General features: G+C 60.6%; 19 protein-coding genes. 3 read left to right on the top strand and 16 right to left on the bottom strand.

Annotation, left to right across the window (positions count from 1 at the left end):
• Positions 1-5: 5 nt before the first annotated feature.
• The 9 genes from C5P05_RS13030 to C5P05_RS13070 all read right to left on the bottom strand — a co-directional run bounded on the left by C5P05_RS13030 (position 6) and on the right by C5P05_RS13070 (position 10274).
• Positions 6-764 carry an ABC transporter ATP-binding protein gene (locus C5P05_RS13030; protein WP_114970283.1) on the bottom strand — a complete coding sequence of 253 codons (759 nt, stop codon included), beginning with the start codon at positions 762-764 and terminating at the stop codon, positions 6-8.
• Between the two features lie 11 nt (positions 765-775).
• Entirely contained in the window at positions 776-2542 is a 1767-nt protein-coding gene (locus C5P05_RS13035) for an ABC transporter permease subunit (RefSeq protein ID WP_114970410.1), read from the bottom strand.
• Positions 2543-2594: 52 nt separating this feature from the next.
• On the bottom strand, positions 2595-3635 hold the full coding sequence (locus tag C5P05_RS13040; protein ID WP_114970284.1) for a branched-chain amino acid ABC transporter permease: 1041 nt from the start codon (positions 3633-3635) through the stop codon (positions 2595-2597).
• 89 nt (positions 3636-3724) lie between these two features.
• Positions 3725-4858, bottom strand: coding sequence for an ABC transporter substrate-binding protein (locus C5P05_RS13045; protein ID WP_114970285.1), 1134 nt, complete (start codon positions 4856-4858; stop codon positions 3725-3727).
• A 79-nt stretch (positions 4859-4937) separates the two neighbouring features.
• Positions 4938-5357 (bottom strand): acyl-CoA thioesterase, encoded by a 420-nt coding sequence (locus C5P05_RS13050; RefSeq protein ID WP_114970286.1) that lies wholly within the window; start codon positions 5355-5357, stop codon positions 4938-4940.
• A gap of 17 nt (positions 5358-5374) precedes the next feature.
• Complete coding sequence (locus tag C5P05_RS13055) at positions 5375-6160, bottom strand: SDR family NAD(P)-dependent oxidoreductase (protein WP_114970287.1); 786 nt, start codon at positions 6158-6160, stop codon at positions 5375-5377.
• Between the two features lie 181 nt (positions 6161-6341).
• Complete coding sequence (locus C5P05_RS13060; protein WP_114970288.1) at positions 6342-7604, bottom strand: thiolase family protein; 1263 nt, start codon at positions 7602-7604, stop codon at positions 6342-6344.
• 12 nt (positions 7605-7616) lie between these two features.
• On the bottom strand, positions 7617-9476 hold the full coding sequence (locus C5P05_RS13065; protein ID WP_114970289.1) for a feruloyl-CoA synthase: 1860 nt from the start codon (positions 9474-9476) through the stop codon (positions 7617-7619).
• Positions 9477-9491: 15 nt separating this feature from the next.
• Positions 9492-10274 (bottom strand): crotonase/enoyl-CoA hydratase family protein, encoded by a 783-nt coding sequence (locus tag C5P05_RS13070; protein ID WP_114970290.1) that lies wholly within the window; start codon positions 10272-10274, stop codon positions 9492-9494.
• Between the two features lie 117 nt (positions 10275-10391).
• Here C5P05_RS13070 and C5P05_RS13075 point away from each other — a divergent pair, with 117 nt between their 5' ends.
• From C5P05_RS13075 to C5P05_RS13085, 3 genes are all read left to right on the top strand, one after another.
• Complete coding sequence (locus C5P05_RS13075) at positions 10392-11255, top strand: amidohydrolase family protein (RefSeq protein WP_114970291.1); 864 nt, start codon at positions 10392-10394, stop codon at positions 11253-11255.
• Between the two features lie 90 nt (positions 11256-11345).
• Positions 11346-11633 (top strand): late competence development ComFB family protein, encoded by a 288-nt coding sequence (locus tag C5P05_RS13080; protein ID WP_114970411.1) that lies wholly within the window; start codon positions 11346-11348, stop codon positions 11631-11633.
• Between the two features lie 10 nt (positions 11634-11643).
• Complete coding sequence (locus C5P05_RS13085; RefSeq protein ID WP_232834476.1) at positions 11644-13245, top strand: alkaline phosphatase D family protein; 1602 nt, start codon at positions 11644-11646, stop codon at positions 13243-13245.
• Positions 13246-13265: 20 nt separating this feature from the next.
• Here C5P05_RS13085 and C5P05_RS13090 read toward each other — a convergent pair whose 3' ends face one another.
• The 7 genes from C5P05_RS13090 to C5P05_RS13120 form a co-directional block, all read right to left on the bottom strand.
• On the bottom strand, positions 13266-14801 hold the full coding sequence (locus tag C5P05_RS13090; RefSeq protein ID WP_114970293.1) for a SpoVR family protein: 1536 nt from the start codon (positions 14799-14801) through the stop codon (positions 13266-13268).
• A gap of 11 nt (positions 14802-14812) precedes the next feature.
• Positions 14813-16081 (bottom strand): YeaH/YhbH family protein, encoded by a 1269-nt coding sequence (locus C5P05_RS13095; RefSeq protein ID WP_114970294.1) that lies wholly within the window; start codon positions 16079-16081, stop codon positions 14813-14815.
• Between the two features lie 33 nt (positions 16082-16114).
• Complete coding sequence (locus tag C5P05_RS13100) at positions 16115-18037, bottom strand: PrkA family serine protein kinase (protein ID WP_114970412.1); 1923 nt, start codon at positions 18035-18037, stop codon at positions 16115-16117.
• A gap of 157 nt (positions 18038-18194) precedes the next feature.
• On the bottom strand, positions 18195-18722 hold the full coding sequence (locus tag C5P05_RS13105) for a DUF4405 domain-containing protein (RefSeq protein WP_157979318.1): 528 nt from the start codon (positions 18720-18722) through the stop codon (positions 18195-18197).
• Between the two features lie 87 nt (positions 18723-18809).
• Positions 18810-19520, bottom strand: coding sequence for a phosphoserine phosphatase SerB (gene serB / locus C5P05_RS13110; protein WP_114970296.1), 711 nt, complete (start codon positions 19518-19520; stop codon positions 18810-18812).
• A gap of 156 nt (positions 19521-19676) precedes the next feature.
• Entirely contained in the window at positions 19677-20117 is a 441-nt protein-coding gene (locus C5P05_RS13115) for a type II toxin-antitoxin system VapC family toxin (RefSeq protein ID WP_114970297.1), read from the bottom strand.
• A complete protein-coding gene (locus C5P05_RS13120) occupies positions 20114-20398 on the bottom strand; it encodes an antitoxin (RefSeq protein WP_114970298.1) in 285 nt (94 codons plus the stop codon). Before C5P05_RS13120 ends, C5P05_RS13115 begins: the two co-directional genes overlap by 4 nt.
• Between the last annotated feature and the right edge of the window lie 25 nt (positions 20399-20423).

The raw sequence follows: 20423 nt of genomic DNA on the forward strand, positions 1-20423 counted from the left end.
TGAAATCAGTTCGTAAGGGCGCTGACCGCTTCCACTTTCTTGCGCGCGGCGCCCAGGTAGGTGTCGATCACGCGCGGGTCGGTGGCCAGGTCTGACGCGCGTCCTTCCAGGGCGATTTCGCCCATCTCCAAAACGTAGCCGTAATCGGCGGTCTCCAGCGCGGCGCGGGCGTTCTGCTCCACCAGCAGGGTGGTGACGCCAGTTTTTCGCAAGGCGTCGATGGTGCGGAATATTTCCTTCACCACCAGGGGGGCCAGACCGAGGCTGGGCTCGTCCAGCATCAGCAGCACCGGGCGCGACATCAGCGCCCGACCAACCGCCAGCATCTGCCGTTCGCCACCGGACAGGGTGCCGGCCAACTGCGTGCGCCGTTCCTTCAGGCGCGGGAAGAGCTCGAACACCACATCAATCTGCTCGCGCCATTGCTTGTTGTGCTGCCTGACCTGGCGAAACGCGCCCAGCACCAGGTTGTCTTCCACCGACATGGTGCCAAACAGCTCGCGTCGTTCCGGCACCAGCGATATGCCGCGCATCACGCGCTCTTCGAGCGTGAGCGCACCCACGGCCTCGCCATTGAATTCAATGCTGCCGCGCCCGGGCAGGATGCCCATCAGTGTATTGAGCAGCGTCGATTTGCCGGCACCATTCGGGCCGATCACCGTGATCACGCTGCCTTTTTCTGCCTGCAGGGTGATGCCGTGCAGCACTTCGGCGCGGCCGTAGCCGGCACGAAGATTCTGGACGCGAAGAATGGGTGTTGTCATCTCAAGAGTCCTCAATGTTCGGTGCCGAGATAGGCGGCACGCACTTGCGGGCTTTGCTGGATTTCAACCGGCGTGCCCTCGGTCAAAAGGGTGCCGAATTCCATCACCACCAGGTGGTCGCAGACGTCCATGACCAGGTCCATGTCGTGTTCGACCAGCAGAATGCTCATGCCTTCGCCCTGCAGTTGGCGCAACACACCGGCCAGCGCCTGCTTTTCCTTGTGGCGCAGGCCGGCGGCGGGCTCATCCAACAGCAACAAAGCCGGGTCGCTGCACAGGGCGCGGGCGATTTCCATCAGGCGCTGCGGCCCCATGGCCAGGTTGCCGGCCTGCTCGTGCAGGTAGGCGCCCATGCCAATGCGCTCCAGCTGGGCCTGTGCCTCGCGGAACAACTGGCGTTCTTCCTCGCGATTGAAGCTCGTCATGGCCGACACCACACCTTTTGTACCCCGCAGGTGCGCGCCCAGGGCCACGTTCTCCAGCACCGTCATGTCGGGAATCATCTTGACGTGCTGGAAGGTGCGTGACATGCCCCGGCTGGCAATGTCGCGTGAGCGGTGCCCGCTGATGGGCTCACCCCGGAACATGACCTTGCCGCTGGTGAGCGAGAGCACGCCGGTGATCAGGTTGAAGGTGGTGGATTTGCCGGCGCCATTGGGCCCGATGAGTCCCACGATTTGCCCGGCCTTGATCTGGAAACTGATGTCGTTGACGGCGACCAGGCCGCCAAACGCCTTGCGGATGGCTTGCACGTCCAGCACCAGTTCACCTGCGGCGGGCATGGCCCGTTCCGCCAGCGCCGGGGCGTTGGCCCAGTCCACCGGGCGCTGCGGACGCGGCAGCTTGCGCTCGACCAGGGACCACAGGCCGTTGGGCAGGAACTTGAGCGTGAGCACCAGCACGATGCCGAACACAATCGTTTCGTAGCTGCCGCTGGTGCCGATGAGCTTGGGCAGCAGCACTTGCAACTGGTCTTCCAGCAGCTTGGTCAGCAGGGCACCGGTGATGGCGCCCCAGACATGGCCGATACCGCCCACCACCGTCATGAACAGGTACTCGATGCCCATCTTGAGGCCGAAGGGCGAGGGGTTGACGGAGTGCTGGAAGTGCGCAAACAGCCAGCCCGAGAATGAGGCCAGCAATGCGGCGATCACGAAGATGATGATCTTGTAGCGCAAGGTGTTCACGCCCATGGCCTCGGCCATCTGGGTGCCAGTGCGCAGTGAACGCATGGCGCGTCCCGGACGGGAGTCGAGCAGGTGGAGGATGGCGACCGCCGCCAGCACCACCACGCCCCAGGCCAGCAGGAAAAAGCCGCGGCCCTGGCCGACATCCCAGCCGAACACGGACAGGCTCTGGATGCCCAGCAAGCCGTCGTACTTGCCCAGCGCGTCGAGATTACCCATGAGGTAGTACAGCGACAGGCCCCAGGCGATGGTGGCCAGCGGCAGGTAGTGGCCCGACATGCGCAGCGTGATGCCGGCCACTATCAGGGCCGAGACCCCGGTAATCGCCAGACCGATGAACAGCGTGAGCCAAGGCGACAAGCCGGTATTGAGCGTCAACCAGGCGGTGGCATAGGCACCAATGCCGACAAACGCAGCCTGTCCAAACGAGGTGAGGCCGGCCACGCCGGTCAGCAGCACCAGACCGATGCCGACCAAGCTGTACAAGGCAATGTAGTTGAGCTGGGTGATCCAGAAATCGGGCAATGGCAGCACCGCGATCAGCACGATGACGATGACCAAGGCCAGCAATCCATAACGCCTGGCCAGCATGTCGGTGCCCGCCCGGGGCACCTCGAATGAGGAGAGTGTGGGGGCTTTCATGTCAATGCTCCTCGTCCGAATGGCCGCCCTGCAGCGAACGCCACAGCAGGATTGGCAAAATAAGTGTGAACACGATCACTTCCTTGAAGGCACTGGCCCAAAACGAACCGAAGGACTCCACGATGCCGACGAACAGCGCACCCAGCAAGGCGCCCGGGTAGCTGGACAGGCCGGCGACCACTGCCGCCACGAAACCCTTGAGGCCGATCAGGAAACCGGAGTCGTAAAACACGGTGGTGGTGGGCCCGATCAACAGGCCCGACAAGGCGCCGATCAGGGCCGCCATGGCAAAAGTCAGCTGGCCCGAGGTGTGGGACGAAATCCCCATCAGACGCGCACCCAGGCGGTTGACGGCGGTGGCACGCAATGCCTTCCCGTACAGGGAGCGCTCGAAAAACAGCCACAGCATCACGATCAGCGCCAGTGACGCCATGAAGATGATGATGGTTTGCCCCGACAGCGAGACCGGTCCCAGCGCCAGGCGCAGATCCCAGAACGAGGGGTTGCGAAAGCCCTCGGCGCCGAAAAACAGCAGACCGAGTCCGGTCATGGCAAAGTGCACGCCGACCGAGACGATCAGCAGCACCAGCGGCGTGGCGTCTTCCAGCGACTGGAACGCCACCCGGTAAACCAAAGGCCCGAAAGCGGTGACGATGGCCACGCTCAGCAGGGCTTGCACGGCCAGCGGAAACTGATGCGGCGCCGCCCAGGCCGTGAGGCCGGCCACCACCGCAGGAATGATCAGGGTCTTCAGACCCGCCTTCAAGGCGGCCAGCACCTGGTGCTGACGTTGCCAGGCACTGGCGAAGTCCATCAGACCGGCGATGCCGGCCAGAATCAACAACAGCCAGACCGTGCCGGGAACTTTCCCGGTTTGCAAAATGGCCAGTGTGAGCGCGCCATAGGCGACAAACTCACCTTGCGGAATAAAAATGACCCGCGTGACCGTAAACACCAGCACGGTGGCCAGACCCAACAGGGCGTAAATGGCCCCGTTGGTCAGGCCGTCCAGTAACAAAATACTGGCGATCGAGGTATCCATGATCGAACCTTGGTAGAGAAGAAATGAAAATTGCCAAGCCCGCGGGACCGCCAACCAGGTCGGCTCCGCGTGTCATGCCGACGAAAGAGTTACTCGATTTTCCAGTCGCCGTTGACGACCTTGACAATCACACCGGTCTCGTTGGTGTAACCCCAGTGGTCGTCCTTGGTCCAGTTCATGATGCCGTGGGCAAAGCTGGTGCGGCCCATGGTTTCAATTGCATCGCGCAGCGCAATGCGGAATTCCTTGGTGCCAGGCTTGGCCTTCTTCAGCGCCACGGGAATCGTCTTCTCGAGCACAATGAGGGCGTCGTAGGAATGGCCGGCAAACTGGTTGCGGCTACCGGGGCCATAGGTTGCTTCATATTTCTGCACGAAGTCCAGCGCCAGCTTCTTCGACGGGTGGCTCTCGGGCAATTGTTCTGGCGCGATCACGGGGCCGGACACCACGTAGGCACCTTCCATGTCTTTGCCCCCCACACGCATCAAGTCGCGTGTAGCGGCGGCGTGGGTCTGGTAGATCTTGCCCTTGAAGCCGCGCTCGATCACGGCCTTGTGCGGCATGGCCGCGCCGCTGCCAGAGGCGACGATCAACATGGCATCCGGATTGGCGGCGGTCAGCTTGAGGGCCTGGGCGGTGACGCCGGTGTCGGTGCGGGCAAAGCGCTCGGTGGCCACCACTTTGATGCCGGCTTTTTCGGCGATGGGGGTGAAGTCTTTCAGCCAGCCTTCACCGTAGGCATCGGTGTAGCCTAAAAAGCCGACGGTCTTGACGCCTTGCTTCTTCATGTGCTCGACCACGGCGTGCGACATGACGGCATTCGATTGCGGCAGGCGAAAGCTCCAGGTGTCCTTGCCGGGCGGCAATTGGGCGGGGGAGGCCACGAGTTGCGGGGTCTGGCCCTCCATCGCGACGGCGGCCATGGCGATGGCCACGGGAGTGGCGGCGGAACCCAGGATCAGATCGACTTTCTCGTCGGTGATGAAACGGTTCGCGTTCTTCACGCCGTTGGTCGGGTCGGTCGCGTCATCCAGCACAATGACCTTGAGCTTTTCGCCGCCGATGGACTGGGGCCACAGGGCGAGCTGGTTTTTCATCGGAATGCCCAAGCCGGAGGCCGGGCCGGTCAGCGGCAGGCTGACGCCGATGGTGATGTCGGCTTGCGCCACGCCGGCCGCCAGGACCGCGACGGCGGTGGCGATAAGTGTCTTGATTTTTTTCATGAGTTTGTCTCCAGAGTGGTTGTAATGGCAAGGGAACGAAAAACGGGGTAGGGCGAACGGGGTTGGCGGGTTGCTGGTGTTAGCTGCACAAGGCCTTGATGTCTTGCGGCACCGGGATGGCCTTGATGCGGTCGGGGTTGTCGACCTGGCGCATGCAGAAGGCGCGGGTTTCCGTGCCTTCGCACAGCAGATCGTCGCCGCGCATGACCACATGCTTGTGCATGAAGACCTTGTCGCGCCATTCGATCACGCTGGTGTGAATCTGCAGCGTCTCGCCGTAGGTGGCGGGGCGCAGGAACTTGGTGTTGATCTCCAGCAGCGGCGTGCCGATGATGCCGGTGGTCTTGACCAGTTCGCGCCAGGGCGGCACGCCGCACTTGACAAAGAAGTTCAAGGACGAAGCGTCCATCCACTTGGAGAAATTCGGAAAGAACACGATGCCGGCGGGATCGCAGTCGCCAAACATCACGTTCACTTCAAAGACAACGGTTTTGCTCATGGGGTCAAGGCGTCCGCTCAGCGCGGCGCCATGCGCAGCGCGCCATCGAGGCGAATCACTTCGCCGTTCAGGTGCATGTTGGTGACGATGTGGCTGGCCAGTTGCGCGAACTCTTCCGGCTTGCCCAGGCGCGCCGGGAACGGAATACTGGCGGCCAGCGAGGCCTGCACTGGCTCGGGCAGGGTTTTCATCAGTGGTGTCGCGAACAGGCCGGGGGCGATGGTGCAGACCCGGATGCCGTGCTGCGCCAGATCGCGCGCCATCGGCAGCGTCATGCCGACCACACCGCTCTTGGAGGCGCTGTAAGCTTGCTGGCCGACTTGGCCATCAAAGGCCGCCACCGAGGCCGTGAACACCATCACGCCGCGCTCGCCGTCTTCCAGCGGGTCCAGCTTGGCGCATTCGGCGGCGAACAGGCGGGCGACGTTGTAGGTGCCGATCAGGTTGACGTTGATCACCCGCACAAAGTCTTCCAGCGGCGCCGGCGAGCCGTCCCGGGCGATGATGCGCTTGGCACTGCCGATGCCGGCGATGCTCATCAGCATGCGCGCCGGACCGTGGGCCGCGGCGGCCTGGACGATGGCGGCCTGCAGGCTGTCGGTGTTGGTGATGTCGCACTGGCAGGCGACGGCGCTGCCCGCGCCTTGCGCTGCATTGATGTCACTCGCCACCTTCTCGGCATTCGCGAGATTCACGTCGAGCACGGCTACGCGTGCGCCCAGGCGGGCCAGTTCGCGTGCGGTGGCTTCGCCGAGACCGGAGCCGCCGCCGGTCACGAGAGCGGCTTGTCCTTGAATATTCATGTCAGGCTTTCAGAATACGAATTGCTATTTAATTAATAGCTGCTTGCGCAGATATTACGGGGGCTAGAGGCCTATTTCTTATATAAATACTTCCATAAACCCGTCATTGCGAGCGCAGCGCGGCAATCCATGACTCTTGGATTGCCGCGCTGCGCTCGCAATGACGGCTGGGCCGTGGCCATCAAACCGCCTCCGGGTTTTCCAGCAGCAGGGCGATGCCCTGGCCGCCGCCAATGCAGGCCGAGGCGATGCCCCAGCGCTGATTAGCGCGTTGGAGTTCGCGTGCCAAGGTGAGGGTCAAGCGCACGCCGGTGGTGGCGAGCGGATGGCCCAGCGCGATGGCGCCGCCATTGACGTTGAGTCGGCTCAGGTCCAGGCCCAGCTCGCGGCCCACGGCCAGCGTTTGGGCACCCTGGGCTTCGTTGATTTCGAAGCGGCCAATCTGGTCCAGCGTCAGGCCGCTGCGTTCCAGCAGCAGGCGAATCGCCGGCGCCGGGCCGATGCCCATGATCTCGGGCGGCACGCCCACCACGGCGCAGGCCACCACACGCGCCAGCGGTTTTTTGTTCTGGGCCTGGGTCCACGTTTTTACATACCGACCCGAGGCCACGATCGCGGCCGCTGCGGCATCGACCAGGGCGGCGCTGTTGCCGCCGGTCTGTACGCCGCCGTCATACACCGGCTTGAGCTTGGCCAGCACCTCGGCGGGGGAGAGGCGCGCATGGGTGTCCTGTGCCACTTCCGTGACTTTGCCTTGCAGTTTGATGCCGCGCGCCTTGTAGCCTTCCAGCTCGAACTTTTCGCTGATCACCGGCACGATCTCGCCGGCATGAAAGCCGCTCTCCTGGGCGGCCACCGCCTTGGCAAACGAGCTGGAGGCAAATTCATCGACCTGCTCGCGCGTGACGCCGTATTTCTTCGCCAGGTTCTCGGCGGTCTGGATCATGTTGATGCCGGCGGCCGGGTCTTTCAACGCCTCCCACATGTAGTCCTTGAAGCCGACTGGCGCGCCGAGCTTGAAGCCGGTGCGGTGGTCAAAGGCGGCAATTGGGTTGCGCGTCATGCTCTCGGTGCCTACCACCAGCGCGGCCTCGCAGGCGCCGCTTTGGATCTGTTCGCCGGCCTGGCGGAACAGCTCGAAACCGGTGCCGCAGATGCGCTGCGCCATCAGGGCCGGCACCTCGACCGGCACGCCGGCGTACAGGCCGATGTGGCGCGGCAGGAAGAACTGGTCGAAGTCACCGGGCGCCATATTGCCGGCGATGACCGAGCCGATGTGCTCGGGCGAAACCCCGCTGCGCTCCAGTGCGGCGCGTGCTGCCTTGATGCCCAGATCGGTCGGCGAGATGTGGCCGAGGGCGCCGCAGTAATCGACCATGGGCGTGCGCACGCCGTCGAGCATCCAGATGTCGTTGAAGAGGGAGAAAAATCCTGGGGCGGCCATGGTTCGGGTCCTTCAGAGGGGACGGGGTTTCAGGATGGTGTGCAGGGTGTCGGCATGCAGCGCCTCGACCGTTGCGGCGCGGTGCGTGAGCACGGCGCGCTGGTTGATCGAGCCCTTGTCGGTGACCTCACCGCGGTCGATGGTGGGCGGCTCGGCCAGCAGGCACATGCGCGCGATACGGCCGGCGCTGCCGGTGGCGCTCAGGGCCAGTTCGTCAATCACCTTCTGAAATTGTGCGATCACGGGGGCGCTGGCCAGCACATCGGCCATCGGCGCGTTCGCGTCAAGATCGCTCAAGCTCCGCACCGCCTGGGTCGGGAACACCATGGCGCCGACTTCTTTCAGGTTGATGCCGGTCAGCACCACGTCCTGGATATAGGGCGCACCCGCGGCCACGATCTTGGCCCGCAGCGGCCCCACGCTGACAAAAGTGCCGGTGGCGAGCTTGAAGTCTTCGGCGATGCGGCCGTCGAATTTCAGGCCCTGGTGCACATCGGTTTCGTCAATCCATTTGACGGCATCGCCCGAACAGAAGAATCCTTCCTCGTCGAAGTGCTCGGCGGTTTCTTCGGGTGCGCGCCAGTAGCCTGGCGTGATGTTGGGGCCGCAGTAGCGCACCTCGGTCTTGCCACCCATGTCGACCAGCTTGAGCTCCAGGCCCGGCGTCGGCACGCCCAGGTCGCCAGCTTTGACGTTGGGGTTGGTGACAAAGATCGCGAACGGGCCAGATTCGGTCATGCCCAGGCCGGTGCTCATCACGATGCGCTCGCCCACCTCTTTTTCCTGCGCTTCATACAGACCATCCCAGATGGGCTGGGCCAGCGAGGCGCCGGCATAGAAGAACATCTTCACGCGCGACAGCAGGTTTTTGCGCAGGATGCCGTCGGTCTTCATGGCGCTGGCAATAACCTCGAAACCCGTGGGCACGTTGAAGTACACCGTGGGTGCAATCTCGCGCAGGTTGCGCAGGGTTTCGGCCATGAGCGTCGGTGTTGGCTTGCCATCGTCGATGTACAGCGTGCCGCCGTGGTAGACCACCATGCCGAAATTGTGGTTGCCACCGAAAGTGTGGTTCCAGGGCAGCCAGTCGACCAGCACCAGGGGTTCTTCAGCCAGCACCGGCATCGATTGCGCCATTTGCTGCTGGTTGGCGCACCACATGCGCTGGGTATTGATCACCGCCTTGGGCAGCTTGGTCGAGCCGCTGGTGAAGAGGAACTTCACAATCGTGTCCGGCCCGGTGGCGGCAATGGCCTGATCGACGGCCGGTGAGGCGGGGGTGGCGAGCAGCTCGGCAAACGGCGTGCTCGCACGGCCGTCGAGCTGGCCGTTCGTCAGCACCACTTCGATGTCGGTCCCGACGGCGGTCGTGATGGCTTTGCCGTAACGTGTGGCGTCCGCCGCAAACATCAGTCCGGGTGTGACGGTCTTGAGCACATGGCGCAGTTTGTCGTAGTCCTGGCTGATCAGCGAGTAGGCGGGAGAGGTCGGCACAAAGGGCACCCCCGCCACCACACAGCCGAGTGACAACAAGGCGTGTTCCAGGTCGTTCTCGGACAGGATGACGACCGGACGCTCGGCGCTTAAGTTGCGGTTGATCAGGGCCTGGGCGATGTTGCGGGCACTGGCCCAGGCTTGCGCGTAGCTCACCTTGATCCAGTCGCCCGTGCCGCCGCCGGCCAGTTTTTCGCGGCGCGCCATGAAGAGGCGATCGGGCGCCGTCTCGGCCCAATGTTGCAGGCGATCCGTCATGCGGGCGGGATAGTCCTGCAGCGTCTGCTCGGCGCTCAGGTAGTGCACGCCAGGGGCTCCGTCACGCAGATTGACGCGAGTGACACCAAAGGTCAGGGGACGAAATTTTGGAGCGGTCATGTGGGTCTCTTCGGGTCAGGCCTTTTGCACCTTGGCGGCGCGGCCGTCCAGGAAGGCGCGCACGCGCTCCTTGGCCTCCGGCGCGCTCTGGGCAATCGCGGCCATCATGGCTTCGGTCATATAGCCCTGGTCCGCTGGCTGCTCGGCAATGCGCGGTAGCACGTGGGTCAGGGCGTAGTTGGTCAGCGGCGCGTTTTGCGCGATGCGCGCGGCCAATTCCAAGGCCTTGTCGAATGCCGTGCCTTGGGGCACCAGGTACTGGGCCAGACCGATGCGCTCGCCGTCCTGGGCGTTGAACACGCGACCGGTCAGCATCATGTCGGTCATGCGCGCCGCACCGATCAGGCGCGGGATGCGCACGGCGCCGCCGCCGCCGACGAAGATGCCGCGCGAGCCTTCGGGCAGGGCATAAAAGGTGGTGTCATCCGCAACCCGGATGTGGCAGGCGCTGGCCAGTTCCAGCCCGCCGCCGACCACGGCACCGTGCAAGGCCGCAATGACGGGCACCGGGCCGTACTGCACACACTCCAGTGCAGCGTGCCACATGCGCGAGTGGTGCAGGCCCTGGCCAGCGTCCCGGTCCTGCAGCTCACTCAAATCCAGGCCGGCACAGAAGTGCTCGCCTTCGCCGTCAATGACGGCGGCGCGCACGCCGATCGGCATCTTTTCGAACAGGTCGCGCAGTGCCAGAATGAGGCCGTCGTTGAGGGCGTTGCGCTTGGCGCCGCGGGTCAGACGGATGACGGCGATTTCGTTTTGTTCGCCGCGGAGTTCGAAGTGGAGGTCTTTGTTGCTCATGATTAATTTCTTTCTGTGGGCTCAATTATGGTTATAAGATATAACCAGTTCAAGCGCATTTCCGGCTCTTTTTCTCGGTGTTTACCCTAGGCTCTCAACCACTATCAGGAGACTTTCATGGACCACAAAAACCTCGTTGCCATCGACATTCACACCCACGCCGAAGTGAGTTGCTGGAATCCGTTTGACAACTATGGCGAGGAGTACGACCGCGCCGCGGACAAGTACTTTCGCAACAGTCGCCGCCCCACGATCCAGGAGACGATTGCTTACTATCGGGAACGAAAAATTGGGCTGGTGATGTTCACGGTCGATGCCGAAGCGCAGATGGGGCGCAGGCGAATTCCCAACGAAGAAATTGCCGAGGCGGCCAAGGCCAACTCGGACATGATGATGGCGTTCGCCAGCATCGATCCGCACAAAGGCAAGATGGGTGCACGCGAGGCGCGTCGCCTGATCGAGGAGTTTGGTATCAAGGGCTTCAAGTTCCACCCCACCGTGCAGGGCTACCACCCCTACGACAAGATGGCCTGGCCCATCTACGAGGTGATCAACGAATACAAGCTGCCCGCCATTTTTCATACCGGGCACAGCGGTATCGGCAGCGGCATGCGTTGCGGCGGCGGCTTGCGACTGGCGTACAGCAACCCCATGCATCTGGACGACGTGGCGATTGATTTTCCCGACATGCAAATCGTCATGGCCCACCCCAGTTTCCCGTGGCAGGACGAGGCCCTGAGCGTGGCCACGCACAAGCCCAACGTGTGGATTGACCTGAGCGGCTGGAGTCCCAAGTACTTTCCCAAGCAACTGGTGCAATACGCCAACACCTTGCTGAAAGACCGCATCCTGTTCGGCAGTGACTATCCCTTGATCACGCCCGATCGCTGGATGAAGGATTTCGAGGACGCCGGTTTCAAGCCCGAAGTGATGCCCGGCATCTTGAAAGGCAACGCGGTGCGCCTGCTGGGATTGGGCTGACAGGGCCACACAATGTTCTTGTCACGCTCCATGGGAGCTGCTAAGGTTCTCCACTGACCAGCGGCACCGCTGGCAATCATGGGGGAATTTATGGTTTTCAATTTCGAGCAGGTTCACAACTATTACGAACGCCTGGTGTTTGAGGACGTGGCCCGGATGTTCTCGTCCCATCAAGACTTCACGGCCGACATGCTGGCCGATGTGGCTTGCGTCGCCTTGAACCGCTTGCCGGCCCGTTATGTGCGGCACGATGTGGACATGATGTTCTACCTGACCGAGCATGAACGCCATGCCATCGAGCAAGCCATGGCAGAAGCCTTGAGCTTCGCGTTTACCTTTGTGGGCGAGCGCGCGGCCAAACGCCAGGCACTGGGCTAGATCGCCCGAATTGCAGAATCGCCGCCACCTGCTGCAGCTGCTATGCGCCGGTGCAGGCACTTTGTGCTTGCCGCGCAGCGCGTGGAGTCAGACCCGATTCACCAGCAATCCTTTCACGCTGGGCGTGGCGAGTGGATCACCCCTGCATGATTCGGTCGTGTTGTGGACACGCCTTATCGCTCCGGATTCCTTGAACCTCAGCTTGGGGAGTGATCCGGTCACGGTGCGTTGGGAGGTGGCGCACGACGAGAAATTCACCCGCTTGGTACAAAACGGGCAGGCGTTGGCCAGCCATGAGCTGGCGCATTCGGTGCATGTGGAGGTCGCCGGTCTGGACGCTGACCGCTGGTACTTTTACCGCTTCAGGGTGGGGGAGTTTGTCAGCCCGTTGGGGCGTACGCGCACTTTTCCGAAACCAGAGGCCAGGGTGGGGCGACTTCGGCTGGGCTACGCCTCCTGTCAAAAGTGGGAGGACGGCTACTTCACCGCCTGGCGGCACATGCGCGATGAAAACCTGGACGTGGTGATGTTTCTGGGCGACTATATTTATGAATACCCAGCCAAAAATAGCAAAATCAGAACCCCTTCAGGCGGCTGGGTGCTGAGTCTGGATGACTATCGCCAGCGTTATGCTTTGTACAAAAGTGACGCGGATCTGCAGGCGATGCACGCCGCCTGTCCCTGGCTAATGACCTGGGACGACCACGAGGTACAAAACGACTATGCTGGTCTGCAGACCGGCTACAGCAGTGATTCAGATCCCGCCGAACCGGCCAATTTTCTGGCACGCCGGGCCGCTGCCTACCAAGCCTATTACGAGCACATGCCAATTCGCGCCTCGGTGCTGACGCAAGGACTGGCCGGATTGGTGAATGCTTCACAGAAGGGGGCTGAGATGCGCATCTTCACCCACCTGCAATACGGCCAATTGGCGTCTCTGTATCTGCTGGATGCTCGGCAATACAAAGATCCGCAGGTCTGCAACACCGGCGACGCGCCGGGCTCCAGCCGCTTGAATCCGGCCACCTGCCCGCAATGGATTGACCCCAAACGGAGCTTGCTGGGCGCGCAGCAAGAGCAGTGGCTCAATGACGAATTTTCCAGCACCCGGTCCCGCAACACCGGCTGGAATGTTCTGGGTCAGCAATCGCTGTTTGGCCAGCGTGATTTCAAAGTCGGCCCCGGGCAGACGCTCTGGAATGACGGCTGGGACGGCTATTCTGCCGCCCGCACCCGGCTGACCGATTCATTGCGCAAGAATCAGGTGGCCAACCCGGTGTTGTTGGGTGGCGATGTGCACGAAAACTGGGTAGGCCACGTCAAGGCCGACTACTCCGACCCGGGCAGTGCCAGCGTGGGCGTGGAATTTTGCGGCACCAGCATCACCTCGCGCTCGGGCGGCAACGCCAAAACGGCGGAGCGGCTGGCCGAGAATCCACACTTTTTGTTTGCCGACGCACAACGCAAAGGATATGGCGTGGTGGAGTTAACGCCCAGGCAACTCACCACCACTTTGCGCGTGGTGGACAACGTGACAAGCCGGGATACCAGGATCGAGACGCTGGCAAGCTTTGTCGTACAAAGTGGTCGTCCTCTGATCGAACGGGCCTGACCTCAACGGCGTATGCGCCCTCAGGGGCTCGCTACGGCGCGGCCGGTGCGCTTTTCTCGCATGCGCTCCGCAAGCAGGGTAACCTTGCCTTCACTGTCCTGACCCTCAATGCGCACCGTGAAACCCCATAGGTAGGCCACGTGCTCCAGCACTGCCTTGCTGGATTCATCCAGGGGTCTGCGCTGCTGGGCAAAGTGACGCAGGGTCAGTGACCGGTCGCCACGCAGGTCCACGTTCCATACCTGAATATTGGGTTCGCGGCTGCCCAGGTTGTATTGGTCAGAAAGCTGGCGGCGCAAAGCACGGTAGCCGCTGTCGTCGTGAATCGCCTTGATCTCCAACTTGTCACGGGCGTCGTCATCAAGAACAGAAAAGAGGCGAAACTCGCGCATCAGTTGTGGGGAAAGATACTGGGCCACAAAACTTTCGTCCTTGAAGTTCTGCATCGCAAATTCAAGCGCCTCGCGCCAGTTGGATCCAGCGATGTCAGGGAACCATTCGCGGTCCTCGGGGGTGGGGTGTTCGCAGATGCGTCGAATGTCGCGCCACATGGCAAAACCCAGGGCGTATACGTTGATGCCTGAAAAATGCGGGCTGTTGTACGGGGGCTGGTACACCACATTGGTGTGAGACTGCAGAAACTCCAGCATGAAACCGTCGGACAGAGCCCCTTGATCATAGAGGGTGTTGAGCAGTGTGTAGTGCCAAAAGCATGCCCAGCCTTCGTTCATGACTTGCGTCTGGCGTTGCGGGTAAAAGTATTGCCCGATCTTGCGTACGATCCGGATAATTTCCCTTTGCCACGGCTCCAGCAAGGGCGCGTTCTTCTCAATGAAATAGAGCAGGTTTTCTTCGGGCTCGACAGGAAAGCGTGTTTCCTGCTCTGTCTGGCCAATTTCCATGTGGGGCGGCAAGGTTCGCCACAGGTCATTGACCTGGGCCTGGAGATAGTCCGCACGCTCCATTTGCCGAAGCATTTCCTTTTCCAGTGAGAGCCGCGGCGAGCGCTTGAAACGGTCCACGCCCAAATTCAGCAGCGCGTGGCAGGCGTCAAGCATTCGCTCGACGGCAGGAACACCGTGCTGTTCTTCGCAGCGGGCAATAAACTGTTTGGCGAACACCAGGTAATCCACAATGGCATCGGCGCTGGTCCATTGCTTGAACAGGTGGTTACCCTTGAAGAAGGAATTGTGACCATAGGCCGCGTGGGCGATGACCAAGGCCTGCATGGGCAGGGTGTTTTCCTCCATCAGGTAAGCGATGCAGGGGTCGGAGTTGATGACGATCTCATAGGCCAGACCCATCTGCCCGCGCTTGTAGCGATTTTCGGTGGCCAGGAAATGCTTGCCGAAGGACCAGTGGTTGTAATACACCGGCATGCCGATTGAGGCGTAGGCGTCCATCATCTGCTCGGCGCTGATCACCTCCAGGACGTGGGGATAACAGTCGAGCTGGTAGTCGGCAGCAACGCGGCCAATAGCCTTGTCGTACTGCTCCAGGGCAGTGAAGGTCCATTCAGAACCAAGGGGCAGGCGGACGCTTTGTTTTTGTACCATGTGGAGCCCAGCTAGACCTGTCGTTTGAAAAGATCACGAAACACCGGATAGATGTCGGCGACCGTGGCGATGCGTCGCATGGCAAAGTGGTCTGCGTAAGTGGCCTCCAGCTTCGCGTATTCCTCCCACAGGTTCTGCGGTGGCCCCTCCGTGATTTCGATGTAGGCAAAGTACTGCGTCAGCGGCAACAGCGACTGCTCCAGCAGTTCGCGGCAGCGCGGGGAGTCGTCACTCCAGTTGTCGCCATCAGAGGCTTGGGCGCCGTAAATATTCCACTGGCTGCTCGGGTAGCGGTCGGCAACGATCTTGTGCATGAGATCCAGGGCGCTGGAGACCACCGTGCCGCCCGACTCCCGCGAGGTGAAAAACTCGTCCTCATCAACTTCGCTGGCCACCGTATGGTGGCGGATGAACACGACATCAATGCGCTCGTAATTGCGGGTGAGAAAAAGATAAAGCAGCATGAAAAAACGCTTGGCGATGTTCTTGCGCCCTTCGTCCATGGAGCCTGAGACATCCAGCAAACAGAACATCACCGCCTGCGTGCTGGGTTGGGGCACGCGAATGCGGTTGTTGTAGCGCAGATCGAAGGTGTCCACGAAGGGAACCTGTTCAATCCGGGCGCGCAAATGGGCAATCTCGCGGCGCAGGCGCTCCAGCTCGGGGTCATCGTCGGCCAGCTTGTTTTTTTGTTCGTCCAGCTCGGCGGCAAGGGCGCGCAACTGGGCCGCGTAAGGACCGCCCACGGCAATGCGGCGCCCTGCCGCACCGCGCATGGTTCGCGCCAGATTGATGTTGGTGGGCACGCCGCTCTGGGTGTAGCCAGCGCGCACCCGGCGGTACTGTTCAACATGGGCCAGCTGCTGTTTGATGAGGTTGGGCAACGCGAGCTCGTCGAAGAAGATGTCCAGGAACTCATCCTTTGTCAGGGTGAAGATGAACTCATCGAGTCCTTCGCCTTCCTGACTGGCCTGTCCCCTGCCTTGGGCGCCGCTCCCGCCCTGGGGGCGCTCCACCTGGTCTCCGGTACTGAAGCGGTCATTGCCGGGACGAACCGTCTCCCACACACCACCGTGACTGTGTTCAAACTGGGGCTCGGCAATGTCCTTGCCGGGAATGCCGATCTTTTCGCCGTTGTCGATGTCGCGAATGCCACGCTTGTTGAGGGCGTCGGCGACGGCTTTGCGAATCTGTCCCTTGTAACGATCAATAAAGCGGCCTCGATTGACAGAGCTTTTGTGCTTGCTGTCGAAGCGCCGGTCAATGATGCGAACCGTCATGTGATGAGCTCGTTCAGTTTCGCTACCTCTGGCCTATGATGATTTGCGCACGCGCAAGTACCATTCGCACAACAGGCGCACCTGTTTCTCGGTGTAGCCTTTGGTGATCATGCGGTTCACAAAATCCTTGTGCTTCTTCTGTTCGTCGCCGCTGGCTTTGGTGTTGAACGAGATAACGGGCAGCAGTTCTTCGGTGTTGGAGAACATCTTTTTCTCGATGACTGCGCGCAATTTCTCATACGACGTCCAGGCCGGATTCTGGCCATCGTGTTTGGCTCGCGCACGCAACACGAAATTCACCACCTCGTTGCGGAAGTCTTTGGGGTTCGAGATACCAGCAGGTTTCTCGATTTTCTCAAGCTCGCTGTTAAGCGCGCCACGGTCCAGAATTTCACCGGTGTTGGTGTCTCGATATTCCTGATCCTGAATCCAGAAATCGGCGTAGGTCACATAACGGTCAAAGATGTTCTGGCCATATTCCGAGTAACTCTCCAGATAGGCGGTCTGGATTTCCTTGCCAATGAACTCGGCGTAACGTGGCGAGAGATATTCCTTCAGGTAGCGCATGTACCGCTCGGCCACCTCGGCCGGAAACTGCTCTTGCTCGATTTGCTGTTCCAGCACATACATCAGGTGCACTGGGTTGGCCGCCACTTCGCGGTGGTCAAAATTGAACACACGCGAGAGAATCTTGAAGGCAAAGCGGGTCGACAGGCCGGTCATGCCTTCGTCCACGCCTGCGAAATCACGATACTCCTGGTAGCTCTTGGCCTTGGGGTCGGTGTCCTTGAGGTTTTCCCCGTCATACACCCGCATTTTGGAAAAGATGCTGGAGTTTTCCGGCTCTTTCAAGCGCGACAACACGGAAAACTGCGCCATCATCTTGAGCGTGTCCGGCGCACACGGCGCCTCGGCCAGCGAGGAGTTGGTCAGCAGCTTTTCGTAAATGTGGATCTCGTCCGATACCCGCAACGAGTAGGGCACCTTGACGATGTAGATCCGGTCAAGAAAAGCTTCGTTGTTGCGATTGTTCTTGAAGGTCAGCCATTCCGCCTCGTTGGAGTGGGCCAACACCAAGCCATCAAAAGGAATGGCACCAAAGCCTTCCGTGCCTTTGTAATTGCCTTCCTGCGTGGCGGTTAGCAACGGATGCAGCACCTTGATGGGCGCCTTGAACATTTCCACAAATTCCAGCACCCCGCGATTGGCCAGACACAGGCCGCCGGAATATGAGTAGGCATCCGGGTCGCTTTGTGAATAGGTTTCCAGCTTGCGGATGTCGATCTTGCCAACCAGCGAGGAGATGTCCTGGTTGTTTTCGTCGCCCGGCTCGGTCTTGGATACCGCGATTTGTGACAGCACCGAGGGGCGCAGCTTGACGACCCGAAAGCGCGTGATATCGCCGCCAAATTCATGCAGGCGTTTGACCGCCCATGGACTCATGATGGTGCCCAGGTAGCGCCGCGGAATACCAAAGTCGTCCTGCAGCAGCTTGGCGTCTTCCATCGGATTGAACAGACCTAGCGGCGACTCATGCACCGGCGAGCCCTTGATGGCGTAGATGGGAACGTTTTCAATCAGGTACTTGAGCGTTTCGGCCAGCGATGATTTACCGCCACCGACCGGGCCTAGCAGGTACAGGATTTGCTTTTTTTCTTCCAGGCCTTGTGCGGCATGCCGGAAGTAGGAGACGATCTGCTCAATCACTTCCTCCATGCCGTAGAGGTCGCGAAAGGCGGGGTAGCGCCTGAGCATTTTGTTGGCAAAAATGCGGGACAGCCTGTGATCGCTCCGGGTGTCGATCAACTCGGGCTCGCCAATGGCCATCAAAATTCGCTCTGCCACGCTGGCGTAGGCGGCAGAGTCACGCTTGCAGAGTTCCAGGTAATCCTGGATTGACATTTCCTCTTCCTGAGCGGCTACGAACCGACCCTGGTACCGTGCGAAGACATTCATGGCGAACCTCCCTTGATAGGTGCATTTCACCGGGGAGGCGAAACGCATTTTTCAAATGATGCAATTAATGATAGCCCTTTCGTAATTTTATTGCAGAGAAATTTAGGCGCAAAAAAACCACCTAAAAAGGTGGCTTTTTGATCTAAAGGCCGACTTGCTACTTCACGCCCGCATCGCTGTCGGCGAAAACCTTTCCCATGACCCGCATTTGCGCGCCCAAGTCGGGCCCAACCAAATCCTTGAGGGTTTGAGTGTCACTCTGGCTCGGCACGCCTGCGGTACTCAGGCGTTCTCGCGTCTGGGCGGTCGTCAGGCCGGCCACTTGGGCCACGATGGAAAGGGGTGCATCGGCCAAGGCTTGTACGGGTGCGACAAAGGGTGGTTTGCCAGCTGCGCCACCCAAGGGAACAAAGCTTAAACCCAACGCGACTGCACACACGCCCATCACCCAACGACCGGTTTTATTGGCCAGGTGACGTTTGAAAGCGTTGACGTTGAGCAACACATGCAGCAGCACACCCGCCACCATGGCCCATCCCAACCATTCGTGGGCGGTTTTGTTCAAGCCGGAGTCGAGGTGGAAGAACAACAGGCTGCCTGTGACGGCCATGAGGGCGAAGATTCCCGCAACCAGCGGGGTTATCCAGGGGCGTTGTGCGTTCAGGTTCATTTGAAATACTTTCATGTCGGGTTCGAGTGAACCCTTGAAAAGCATTATTCAATAGCCCCTTGAAGTTCGATGAAGCCTGCGTTAATGCGGCGTAAAGCCAGTTCAGGCCAGCACTTCAAGCAATCGGTCCAGCCCGCCCGAATTGATCGCCACCATCGCCTGCTCGCGCACCTTGGGCTTGGCGTGATAGGCCACGGACAAGCCGGCTTCGCCCATCATGGGCAGGTCATTGGCGCCGTCGCCCATGGCGATCGCCTGACTGGGACGGATGCCGAGTTGCGCGCAGGTTTCCAGCAGCATTTTTCGCTTTTCAGCGCCATCGCAGATGTCGCCCCAAGGCTGGTCCAGCATGCGGCCCGTGAGCACACCGTCGTGTATTTCCAGAACGTTGGACCGTGTGAAGTCAATGCCCAGCCGGTCGCGCACCCGATCGGCAAAAAACGTGAAACCACCCGACACCAGCAGCACCTTCATGCCCACCTTTTTGCAGGCCGTCACCAGCTCGGCGGCACCGGGGTTGAGCTGCAGCCGTTGGGCGTAAACAGCTTCCATGCTGGCCAGGCTGACGCCTTTGAGCAAAGCCACGCGCTGGCGCAGGCTCTCTTTAAAGTCGGCAATCTCACCGCGCATGGTGGCCTCGGTGATGGCGGCCACCTCAACCTTGCGGCCGACCGCATCGGCGATTTCGTCCACACACTCGATGTTGATCAGGGTGGAGTCCATGTCGAACGCGATCAGTTTGAAGTCGCTCAGTTTCAATGGCGGGGCGAAGCCTTGGATCACTAGGCCGGCGGAGATTTCTGTTGTTTGCATAGGAATAAATTTACTATTTATTTGATAGCTACTTGCGCAATGTGGACGGGCGCTAGAGGCCTATTTGTCTTCGATAAGTTGGCGTCTTCAAGATTTTTCGTGTTTCATTGGGCTTGGTAGAAATCGCATTCAAACGTTACAGGTGCAGTTTTGAGTTCATACGCTTATCCCGGCCAGCCAGTTCTCCACCCGCAAGCCCGGCACGCGGCGGAATTCGGTTTCGTTGTCGGTCACCAGCGTGCAGTCAAGTGCCAGGGCATGGGCGGCGATCAAGGTGTCGTTGGGGCCGATGGGGGTGCCTTGGCGTTGCAGGTGGGCGCGGATGGTTGCGTAGTGGGGAACCACGTTCTGCGCCAGCGCCACCACCGGTATGAACTGAAGAAGGTCGGTGATTTTTCTGGGAAGCACCGTTGATTCGACGCGTGCTGCGCCAAACATGAGCTCACATTCAACAATCATGCTGGTGACCAATGCGCCGGGTTGTTGGTCAAACAGGTCGCGCAGTCGTTGGCCCAATAGATCGTGGGGATACTTGATGACCCTGGAGAGAATGTTGGTGTCCAGCAGCCACTTGGGTTTGACGATCGTGCTGGTCATAGAACGATGTCGTCGAGAGGCAATAATCCTTCATCGACATCAGGGAAATCTTCTTCCATCGGCTCCCAGGAATCAAGCAGCTCCCGTAGTGAGGCTTTTTTAGGCTCAATGGGCGTGATCACAAGTGTGTTTCCTACTTGTCGAATTTCCGCCTCTTTACCCGGCAGCTCAAACTCTTTTGGAATTCGCACCGCCTGGTTCGCTCCGTTGCGAAACAGGCGGACGTGGCGGGCGGGGGCTTCCGCCAGATAGTCAGCGGTCTTTTCTGAAGCGATAGGCATGATGATTCTCCAGAAGCGTTGGGTG

The organism is Rhodoferax ferrireducens (assembly GCF_003347515.1).
GTDB lineage: Bacteria > Pseudomonadota > Gammaproteobacteria > Burkholderiales > Burkholderiaceae_C > Rhodoferax.